Below are 11,433 nucleotides of genomic sequence, written 5' to 3' on the forward strand. Positions count from 1 at the left end.
AAAAGGACTCGATGTCGGCCGGTCGCATTTCATCTACTGAGTTATGTAGACCACTCTACATTAAGGAAACTACGAGTTTAAACCACCTTTTGGAGCTCGGTATTGACTACCCTGAGCAGTTCCTCGATTTTGAATGGTTTCTGAATAATATTATCGAAACCCAACTCTTTTAATTCTTCCTGCTCAAATGTATCCAGGTACCCGGTATTCCCGACAACCCGCTGATTTGGAAACCGCCTTAACACCCGTTTGATTAATTCCTTCCCCCCGAAATCCGGCATACCCAGATCGGTGATAATCAGATCAAAAGGCTCATCGCTCTCCTGAAGTTTTTCCATCGCATGGGGCCCGGAAAACGCCGTAATAACCGTATATCCCTGCTCGGTCAAGACGCTGGTCATGATTTCCCGGATATCCTTTTCATCGTCGATAACGAGTATCCGTTCACCGTTTCCCCTGTAATCAACCACATTATCTTTTTCCGCAGCGATGTGTCCACCGGATTTCGCCTGCGGCAGGCCGAGGGTAAAGATCGTTCCTTCTCCTATCGTACTTTCAACATCTATCCAACCGCCGTGGTTCTTGATTATTTTGTACGCCACCGCCAGCCCGAGGCCGGTGCCCTTACCCGGATCTTTTGTCGTAAAAAACGGTTCAAAAATCGACTCACGAAATTCTTCCGGGATGCCGGGACCGTTGTCAGATACGGTGATACAGAGGTACTCCAGTTCCTGATCCACGTCGTGCCGGCGGATACAGTTCTGCGGCGCCTCCGATACAGCCAGGTCGATCTGCCCACCGCCTTCCATGGCGTCGGCGGCGTTGATACAGAGGTTCATGAGCACCTGCTGAAGCTGACCGCGATCGCCAATAACCCGATCATTTCCCTCATATGGATTCAGATTGACCAGGACGTTCTTCGGGAGAGTAGTACCGGTGATTTCGCGGATCTCCTCCAGATAATTCATCGCAGAGATAGGCTGGAAATTCGGCTGCTCTGTCCGGGTAAACGTAAGCATCCGGTTGGTGATGGATTTTCCACGCTCAATACTGGAACTGATCATTTTCAGGTACTTTTCAAACGCTTCAGGGGAATCTTTGGAAAGCATTTCAAGCATCTGGTTTGCCCCGGAAATAGTGGCCATCACGTTATTAAAGTCGTGGGCGATTCCGCTGGCAATCTGTCCCAGCGATTCCATCTTCTGCGCATGGATCAGTTGCCGCTCCAGTTCCTTCTGTTCCGTGATATCGGAGACGGTCCCTTCGTAATACAACACCGATCCATCAGGATTTTCTACCGTATGGACACTCTTTCGAACTTCAATCTGTCGACCGGACAGGGTTGACCAGGTATTCTGAAAGTTGGTAATTTCGCCGGATTCCTGGAGCAGTTCCAGGTAGTTTTGCGTCTCCTCGTCGCTGAACACCTCGAAATCGGTGACCTGCTTTCCGATCAACTGCTCCTTTTCTTCGCAATCAAGGATCTTAAGCATCCGGGGATTCACCTTAATAATGGTACCATCGGCATCCAGCCGAAAAAAGCCTTCCTGCATATTATCAAAGATGCCCCGAAAATCCCGTTCCGATTCCAGAAGGGCACGCTCCGCCTGCGTTCGCTCAAGCGCTCCGGCACAATGATCGGCCAGGACCTGCAGTATTTCCAGATCCATTCGATCAAAAGCGTAATACTCATAGCTCTGAATTGAGATTATCCCGATGGGCCTGTCCTTGTGCCTGATCGGCGCAAACATCAGGGAGGCGGACAGCCGGTCAGTCGACCCAAACGGCCGGAGACCCTGGTCTGGGGGCGTGTTCTCATCTCTGAGGATTAACTGCGCTCCCTCTACAAGGCACTTTCGTGCGACCTCCCCCGGCGCTCTCCCTGAACCAACAGGAGGAACATCCCCTTTTTCTCCATCGATAATATCGACGGTTAGCAGCGAATTCATTACATCTTCATCGGGGTCGTAGGCATCGACGCTGCAAGCATCCCAGCCGATTAATTTCTCGGCCGCTTCGGCAATAATCTCAGCGGCCTCCGGCGGGGTAGTTGCTCCACTGAGCTGACGACCGAGGTCCGAGAACACCCGTTCCCGTCGGGTTGACCGCTGTCTCTCCCAATAGAATCCAATCATCTCCGCCAGCACACGGAGTGCTCTAATCTCCTCCGATCCCCACTCACGCCGGTTTTCGGTATCATCAAACCCCAGGAAACCGAGGGTGTTGTGACTCGATTCTATCGGGACAGCCAGTAACGATTTGATCCCCTGCTCAGCAAGCATCATTCGCTCAGGTTCAGCCTCTTCCGGCAAGTCATTCAGTGACCGGAGTACAATATTTTCCTGGTTTAGTATTTTCTCCATCCACCATTGCATATCCAGTGTATCAATATTCTGGAGCTCATCCCGGACTGAATCGGTTTGCGAATCACACCACTCATGGGTGTTGGACACTTTAATTGTGTTTTTCGAAAACCCGAAGATATAGGCCCGGTTCACATCAACGGCTTCACCAAGGATTTTCAATACTTTGTCCAGGTCGGCTTCCCTGGTTTTAACAAATTGTTGTGAAGCCCTGGATACCGCTTCATCTATCTTCGCCTGGCGGCGTATCTGCTTTTCCATTTCCTTTTGGGAAGTGATATCCCAGACAATACCCTCAATTCCCGTCGGATTGCCGCCGGTATCCTTCATAATTTGTGCATTCACCAGGACCCAGATAATTTCTCCATCTTTTCGAACCAACTGGGTTTCAAACCCGCGGATTGCGCCATCCTGCTGGATCTCCCTCCAGAACTGCATAGCCGTTTCCCGGTGCAGATAGATGTCTTCGATAAGGTTTTTCCCGGCGATTTCTTCCGGAGTATACCCCAGTAGTTCCTTCACGGAAGGTGACGTCATGGTAACATTCCCCTCCAAATCTGCACGGTAAAAAACATCTTGAAGATTTTCGAACAGCGTCCGGTATTCCCGTTCGCTTGTTTGTAACTCCTCTTCGCGTGTCTTCCTCGACGTGATATCCCTGGCTATTCCCTGGATACCGATATGGGTGTCATCGATCTTGAATGTTGAAACATTCACGTCCAGCGGCACCGGATCACCGGATTTGGTATCCGCGATTAGTTCAAATGTCTGGACAGTCTTTCCGGAGATGGCCCGGCCGAAAATATCAAGCGCTCTTTCCTGATCATCCGAAGTAATAAACTCTGTAAAATGTCGATTGGTTACATCCTCCTGGGAATATTCCAGAATATCGGAGACCGCCGGCGAGGCGTACAGTATTTCTCCGTCTGAATTCAGCTGAAAAATTAGGTCCTGACTCGTCTCAGCAATCAGCCGGAATTTCTCTTCCGACTCCTGGTAGGCCCGGGTGAATTTCCACCGCTCAATCGCATACTGGAGTGCTTTTTTCAGCACCGGTCCGTCCAGTTCGGATTTCACCAGGTAATCCTGGGCGCCGCTCTGCACAGCGTCAACGGCCAGATCTTTGTCATCCAGGCCGGTCAATACGACCACAGGCAGGTATGGAATATCATGTGTAAACCGGATGAAAGTCTCTTTGCCCCGGCACTCCGGAAGGCCCAGGTCCAGGAGTGCAATATCGAACTGCTCGGATTGGGCGTGGGCAATTCCCTGGGTCAGGGAAGTGTCCCACTCCACCGAATATTCTGCACCGTTACGCCGGGAGAGGTATTCCTTTATCAGCCTGGCATCACCAGGATTGTCTTCTATTACGAGAATATTGTAATGTGTCATAATTATTTTCCGTTGGGGAGCTTGACGATAGTGAACCAGAAACTTCCAATCGATTTTACCACGGTAATGAACTTATCCAGATCCACCGGCTTCGTGATATAACAATTTGCGTGTAGATTGTAACTGCGGAGGATATCCTTTTCATCATCTGAGGTCGTCAGAATAACGATAGGGATCCGCTTCAGATCCTCGTCGGCTTTGATTTCCTCCAGTACTTCCCGGCCGTCCTTTTTGGGTAAATTCAAATCCAGCAAAATCAGATCGGGCCTGAAGGCCTTTTTGTGTTTCCCTTGACGGTACAAAAATTCCAGCGCCTCAACCCCATCTTTGGCCACTTCCAGGTTGTTTTTTACCTTACCTTCTTTCAGTGCCTCTCTGGTCAGCCGGACGTCGCCGGGACTGTCCTCCACCAGCAGTATATCGATGGGTTTCGCATTCAGGTATTCCATAGATTGTTACTCCTGTCCGTTTCCGATTGTGAAATAGAATGTTGACCCGTTTCCCGGTTCGGATTCTACCCAGATATCACCGCCATGGCGCTCAACGATTCGTTTTGTCACCGACAGTCCTATGCCTGTGCCGCCTCCGTATTCATCCTGGCCATGAAGCCGTTCAAAAATGCCAAAGATACGCTGCCGGTGCTCCGGCGCAATCCCGATTCCATTATCCTGTATTTTAAACCGCCAAACATTTTTGACCTGTTTTGCCGAGATGTGAATTTCCGGCGGCGCATCTCCACTGTATTTCAAACCGTTTCCAATCAGGTTTTGAAAGACCTGTGCTATCTGGGTTCGGTCTACGGGCAATTCCGGCAATTCTCCCACCAACACCACGGCCGACTTTTCATCCACGGCCATTTTCATATATTCCAGCACGTCGTTCACCAGGGAATTCAGGTTTGTCTCTTCAAAAGGATTACCGCGGGTATTGACTCTGGAATACTTCAGCAGGTCAACGATCAGCGTTTTCATACGGTTGGCGCCATCCACCGCAAACTCGATAAATTCGTCGGCATCCGAATCCAGTTGCCCCCCATATCGACGCTCCAGGAGCTGCAGATAACTGGTAACCATCCGTAGTGGTTCCTGCAGGTCATGGGATGCGACATACGCAAACTGTTCCAGCTCTTTGTTAGACCGTTCCAGCTCTTCTGAGTAGGCCTGCATCTTTTCCGAGGATTCCACCCGCTCCGTCACATCTCTGGCATTTGCCACAATACCCCGGATAGCCGGCTCGTCCAGCATATTCGACCCGGTGATCTCCATCACCCGGTAGTCCCCGGCAGCATTCCGGATCCGAATATGTAAAGACAGTGTTTTCCCTGGCGTCTTCGCCACCTCACTCAGGGCGTTCTCCACAATCTCAGCTTCATCGGGATAGATATACTCAAAGGCCGATGTTCCCAATCGATCGTGAGGTTTATAGCCCAAAATCCTTTGAATCGAGGGACTGTCGTACTGAATTATGCCTTCAGGATTTATGACCGTAATCAGGTCAGAAGCGTTCTGAATCATAGCCCTGAACCGCTCTTCATTTTTTTGGAGGGCCAGCTCGTACTGTTTCCGTTCCGTAATATCATGCACCGTACCGATGCCTTTAACAGGCTCGCCATGATCATTGAAAATGATTTCCGCTTTCTCAATGACCCAGCGTTGCTCACCGTTCACCGTAATCCTGTGTTCAACGCTATATCCGCCCCCATCGAGTGCAGTCTGCCAGGCTTGATCGACCATTGCCCGGTCTTCCGGGTGAATCCGATCCAGGAACAGGTCATAATTCATTGGTGTATCGATCGGAACACCAAATATTCGATAAGTTTCCCCGGTCCATTCCAGAACATTGGACGGGAGATCGATATACCAGCTTCCGATATGCGCTACCTGCTGCGCACGCCGCAGCTGTTCCTCACTCTTACGGAGCTGCCGTTCTGCCTGTTTCCTCAGGGTGATCTCTTCCACTGCCCCCTCATATTGCATAACATTTCCGGCATCATCCGTAACCGTTCTTGCGCTGTGTTGCACCCACCCTGTAGACCCATCCTTACGGCGGATCTCCACCTCATGCCTGTCTACAAGACCGTCTTTTGCCAGTTTCTCCTGCCACTTTTTACGGTCTTCAGGATTTGCATACACCTTCAGCACTTCTGTCTTCAACAATTCTTCCTGGCTGTCGAATCCAAGAATTCGGGCCAATGCCTCGTTCGCTTCCAGGAACTTTCCGTCCGACGACGTCCGGTAAAGCCCGATAGGCATGTTGTTGAACAATTCGCGATACTTCGCTTCCGATTCCTTTAGCGCCTCCTCGGTTTGCCGGGAAATGAGTGCCCGGCTGAGTGTTGATGCAATTCCATCGAGCAGGTCCTGTTCTTCCGGAATGAAAGGCTCCTCACCGTATAAAACTGTCCGTTCCACCCGGATACTACCGGTAGTGCCATTTGGAAGTTGGAGAGCACTTTCCAGACGGGGCCCGTTTCCGGTATATCCGGATGTGACAAATTCCTGGTGACCATACACAATTTGAGCAGCGGTAGAATCCGGGTACTGCCAACCACTGGGAATGGCGGAAACGACCTCCTGGAGAATGCCGGTAAGTATCAATCCTTTCCGGCCAGCAATTTCCGTGACAGAATACATACACCGTAATTCTTTCATCCGCTCCCGAAGATCCCGGGTGTGCTTCTCCAGCCCGGTAATTATCGGATTGGTGTTCCGGATGATGAGGAAGACAGCGAGCGCAATCAGCAGAAGTGCCGACGTCCCCGCAATTCCGCCTGCGCGCAGATAAGGCTCCCGGATAGCAGCCAGGTTTACCTTGGCCACAATTCCCCAGTTCAGGGAATCGATATATCCACAGGCGCCCAAAACCTTTACACCCCGGTAATCGTGGCCGACCACAGTTCCTGAATATCCCGCCAGTGCCCGCTGCATTGGCTCACCCAGTGTAGCAGTCAGCGGGACCTGCGCCATCCGTTCCGGATACCGCAGGTCTCTGTTCATTATAAAGTGAATGGAATCCACCGTCAAAGTCCCCAGAACAAATTCGCTGCGCCGGTTGGCGGACAACGATCGTTGCTGGGCGGCTGAGACCCGAATCAGGATTTCCTCCTTCGACATACCGGAGTTACTTAATTCCTCAATGAGGAATTCCTGGTTACGTACTTTTTCCAGGAGATGGAGCTCTTCTTCCTCTATGGCCGTTTGGTATAAGAGAAAAACAGAGGAGGCTGTTATTATCAGTCCGGTGGCAGCTAATACGGCAGCAATTATCCAGATTCGTCTACGATTTCTTCCCATACATCTCTCTCAGAGATAGCTTTCTCTTTGGCCAATTGTTCAATTTTGTTGAGCATCTCATTCAGGTGTCCGGTCTTGGTGTAAAATCCATCCGCACCGCAGTGTTCGGCCATGGTTTTATTTAACTCATCTCCGAAAGCCGTAACGATGAAGATCCGGATATCAGGATCACGTTTTTTAACCTCAATCAGGATTTCATACCCGTTCGCCCCCGGCATCCGGATATCCAACACAGCAAGCTCCGGTTGGTGCACGATGATTTGCCGGAGTGCATCGAACCCGCCATCCGTGGCAATCACCTTACTCACCTCTGGTATCGCTTCTATCATATCCCTGAGCCGTTCCCGAAAGGAAGCCGCATCATCTGCGATGACAATTTTCATTCAGCACCTCGTACTTTATTTGGAGCCCCCGGCTTTAACTCCACCATTAGGCGGAGTCTGGGCGGTATCCCGCCCAGAAAACCAGTCATCCACGTGTTCACACATGTGGTTTTCTGGATGGCGGGATAAAAAAACGGATGCACAGGAGAGGTATATCTCGTACCCTGCGCATCCGTCCGTACCCTCAAAAGACAACCTGGTGAACTCTCAGGGAGAAAATTTACCTTGGTTCCGGCGTATCTGTTGGAATAGAATCGCCATATTCTGACAGATCCATTCCTATTTCAATGCAAGAATATATTGTGGGTAATGAGGAAGCGGTATAGGGCTAATTGTGATCTTTTTGTAGTGAAATCACTACAAACAGACAATTACTGAGATCAACCGGGTAACTTTTATGAAGTAATCCGGAAACTGTTGAACTACTCCACGAGTCCGTGTTGCACAGCATAATAAATTAATTCGGCATTATTCTGTAATCCCATTTTTTCGAGAATCCTGGAACGGTATGTACTCACGGTATTGGCACTCAGGTTCAGTTGTTTGGCAATTTTATTGAGGGAGTATCCCTTCCCAATGTACTCCAGTACCTGGTATTCACGGTCGGACAGGGTTTCGTGGAGCGGCATATTCTCTTCATTCATCCAGGTGACCAGGGTCTCGGCCATACTCGATGTAATGTACTTCCGGCCGGCTGCGATATTCCGGATTGCTTTTACCAGTTCATCCGGAGCACTCCGCTTTGTCAGATACCCGGATGCGCCCGCATTCAGCGCTCTGCGGGCATACAGTTCTTCCGGATGAATACTCAGCACCAGCACAGGGAGGTCAGGGTACAGTGATTCTATCTGCTTGAGAATATCTAACCCACTGCGATCCGGCAGAGAAATATCCAAAATCACTAAATCGTAGGTCGATTCTTCCAGCAACTCCAGTACTTCGTTGCCGTATTCAGCCTCGCCGGTGACCTGAAATTCAGCCGAGGATTCGATAATCTGCTTCATACCTGCCCGGACGACGGCATGGTCGTCGCATATCAAGATCTCGGTACTCACGCCTTAAATCCTTCTCCCTTCGGCATGGTGACCACAAGGGTTGTTCCGTTATCGGGATCTCCCGTAATCACCAGTTGTCCCCCCCAGGTCTGCACCCGCTCCCGCATACTATTTATCCCCAGGGATTTTGTATTATCTATTTGGTCCTGACTAATGCCGCGACCATTGTCTTCAACTGTTAAAATGTAATCCGATTCATCTTCTGTGAGTTGTACACGAACCAGAGAGGCCTCGGCGTGCCTGATTATATTAGTCATCGCCCCCTGGAAGATACGATATAACGAGGTTTTTTTCTCATGGGATAGTTCAGGCTCTTCGTCAGAAAAATCCAATGCATACTCAAAGCCCGCCCGACGGGCCAGTCGTGTGGTTTCCCATTCGAGGACTGCCAACAACCCCAAGTCCTCCAGCATACCCGGGTGAAGCTCAGAGGCGATGCGCTGGATCGTTGCAATAGCATCATCTATCAATGCAATCATGCTGTCAATTCTTTCTATATATTCAGTTGGGTCATCCCGGAGTTCGCGCTTAAACCAGATGGCATCAAGCTGCATGGCCGTCAACTGCTGGCCCAGTTCATCGTGGATATCCCGGCTGATTCTCCTGCGCTCTTCCTCCTGCGCACTTTGCAGGTTTCTCGCCAGACTCCGCAAACGCTCGCGGGATCGTCGAAGCTCCTGTTCCGCCTTTTTCCGCTCCGAAATATCCCGGACTACGCTCACTACACTCTTCCAGTTTCCCTTCGCATCTTCCAGGATGGAGATAGTATGTTCCGTGGGGAAAATAGTCCCGTCTTTCTTCCGCATTCGGTATTCGGTTTCCCAGGATCCACTGGCCTGGAGCGGTTCCACTCCCATCTCATCAAATTGGCGATAATGCTTCTCATCAACGTGGAGCATCCGGGTACTCTTGCCCAACATTTCCTCTTTGGAGTACCCAAAAATACGCTCAGTGGCGGGGTTACAAGTGATTATTTTCCGGGAATCCACCTCTACTACAATCACCGCTTCCTCCAGCGCTTCAAACGTTTCCTGGAGTAACCGCTCGGATTCGTGGAGCGCTTCTTCGGTTTCCCGGAGCTCAGTTACATCTCTGGCCACATTTAATACGGTTTCCACTTCTCCCTCATCCGAATGCTCAGGTACAAAACGAATGTGGAGATGACGATGGCCCTGGTTCGTCGCGAAATCGTATTCCGCCTGTTGTTCTTCACCGGTGCGGAAGACAGCGTCTATGTTTGTCTCAAACATCTGTACAAAGGAATTTGGCAGACCGGTTTCCCGGACTGTATTCCCAATGATTACTTCCGGCGGAATACCGATATACCGTTCGATGACGCTGTTAATAAACAAATGGCGGTACTCTCTGTCCACCCGGGAGATAACGTCCGGAACATTTTGCACCAGCGACCGATACTCTTCTTCCTGCCGCCGGAGAAGTTCTTCGGCCTCTTTCCGGCGGGTGACATCCCGGGCGACACCGATTACGCCATCGATTTGGTCACCCATGACCCTTGGAGAAAGCCGGTATTCGATTGTCAGATACGTTCTTCCACTTTTGGCCCGCACCTCAAACAGGGAGGTCTCTTCACCCCGGAGCGCCATATTAAAATAGCTTTCAAATTTGGGTAAATCATCCGGATGAATAGCCGGCTGAAACTTCTTCCCCAGCCAATCATCGCGCGAAAACCCAAGTATATTATCAAATGCTGCACTGATAGATGTCACAGTTCCATCCGGTGCCAGGACGAAAATGACATCCCGGATATTATCCAGGAGTTCCTGGTATCGCCGTGACGTCTTTTGGAGACTTTCCCGCTGGGCTCCCAGGGCTTTTGTCATTTGGTCAAAATTGGCTGCCAGCTGATTGAGTTCTCCTTCACCAGGGGGTATTTCTGTCCGGGCCGAGAAATCGCCCTCCGCTACCTGCCGGGTCACCCGGATTAACTTCTTCACCTTATTAATAAACAACGTATTCCCACCAAACCAAATTGTGAGTACTACAACCGCAAAGATGCCTCCCAGCAAGATAATCTGACGCACCAGGTATTGCTGTGCGGTGGCAAATGCGTGCTCGGTTGGAATTCCAACGCTGACATATGTTTCCATTTCGTCGGGACCGAACTGGCTGAAGCTCAGCAGATATTCCCGCTGTTCCGGGCCGAGTCTGGCAGTCAGAGAACCTTCACTCAACTCCCGAATCCTGGTATACAATGCCTCATCAAACAGGTGAGCGCCGAGATGTTCCTCCGGATTCGGATAGTGGGCAATTACCGTTCCGTCCGCATCAAAGATGCTGACGAAGGTCTGTTTGGTCAGGTCCGTAATCCGGATCATCGAATTGAGCCAATTGAGCTTAATCCCGATACCAGCAACGGCCATGCTTGCTCCGCTGCTGTTTTTTATTGGGTAACCGAGCACGACAATTTGGTCGCCGGAAAAGCGTCCCGTCTGGACCTCCCCGATGGAAAATTCACCGGATTTCGCTGTCCGTTGAAACCACTCCCGATCGTTTACATTTACTTGCCTGTCCGACGGGATGGCTGAACAGATAATTTTCCCGGATGAATCTGCGAGTACGATATTGGAATAGGTCGGGTAATCCCGTATCATGCCGGTGAGCAAGCTATCACACTGGGGATGCCGGAGGTTTTTAATCGGTGGGATATGGGACAATGCGGTCAGGAGATGCCGGGCATTCTCAATGACCCGGTTCTGCTCTTCAGACAGAATCCGAACCAGGTGAAGCGCATTTCGCCTGGAATCAATAGCCGCATGGCTTTCCAGTTCCCGGGTATTATATATGGTCAGAAAAATAGCCGGAATCAATAGAATCACGGCAAACAGCATCAGCCTGACCCGTAAGCTGGCCAACGAGAACCACTTCATAATATTGTAATTGTCGTATTTTCGTATAACGAAAGTAACATAATGCTTAAACTGGTGTC

Annotated in this window: 6 protein-coding genes; all 6 read right to left on the bottom strand. The window is 50.4% G+C overall.

The features are described from left to right. Positions 1-77: 77 nt before the first annotated feature. The 6 genes from K9N57_08790 to K9N57_08815 all read right to left on the bottom strand — a co-directional run bounded on the left by K9N57_08790 (position 78) and on the right by K9N57_08815 (position 11,374). The gene (locus K9N57_08790) at positions 78-3,755 is read right to left on the bottom strand and encodes a PAS domain S-box protein (GenBank protein ID MCF7804273.1); all 3,678 of its coding nucleotides are present in this window, start codon (positions 3,753-3,755) and stop codon (positions 78-80) included. 2 nt (positions 3,756-3,757) lie between these two features. After that, positions 3,758-4,204 carry a response regulator gene (locus tag K9N57_08795; GenBank protein ID MCF7804274.1) on the bottom strand — a complete coding sequence of 149 codons (447 nt, stop codon included), beginning with the start codon at positions 4,202-4,204 and terminating at the stop codon, positions 3,758-3,760. Positions 4,205-4,210: 6 nt separating this feature from the next. Next, entirely contained in the window at positions 4,211-7,048 is a 2,838-nt protein-coding gene (locus K9N57_08800; protein MCF7804275.1) for a PAS domain S-box protein, read from the bottom strand. Next, positions 7,018-7,431, bottom strand: a complete 414-nt coding sequence (locus K9N57_08805; protein MCF7804276.1) for a response regulator transcription factor — start codon at positions 7,429-7,431, stop codon at positions 7,018-7,020. The genes K9N57_08800 and K9N57_08805 overlap by 31 nt, the downstream gene beginning before the upstream one ends. 422 nt (positions 7,432-7,853) lie before the next feature. Next, a complete protein-coding gene (locus K9N57_08810; protein MCF7804277.1) occupies positions 7,854-8,435 on the bottom strand; it encodes a response regulator transcription factor in 582 nt (193 codons plus the stop codon). Between the two features lie 47 nt (positions 8,436-8,482). Further along, complete coding sequence (locus K9N57_08815; protein MCF7804278.1) at positions 8,483-11,374, bottom strand: PAS domain S-box protein; 2,892 nt, start codon at positions 11,372-11,374, stop codon at positions 8,483-8,485. Positions 11,375-11,433 lie beyond the last annotated feature (59 nt).

The sequence above is a fragment of the Candidatus Neomarinimicrobiota bacterium genome (assembly GCA_021734025.1).
Classification (GTDB): Bacteria; Fidelibacterota; JAANXI01; order JAANXI01; family JAANXI01; genus JAANXI01.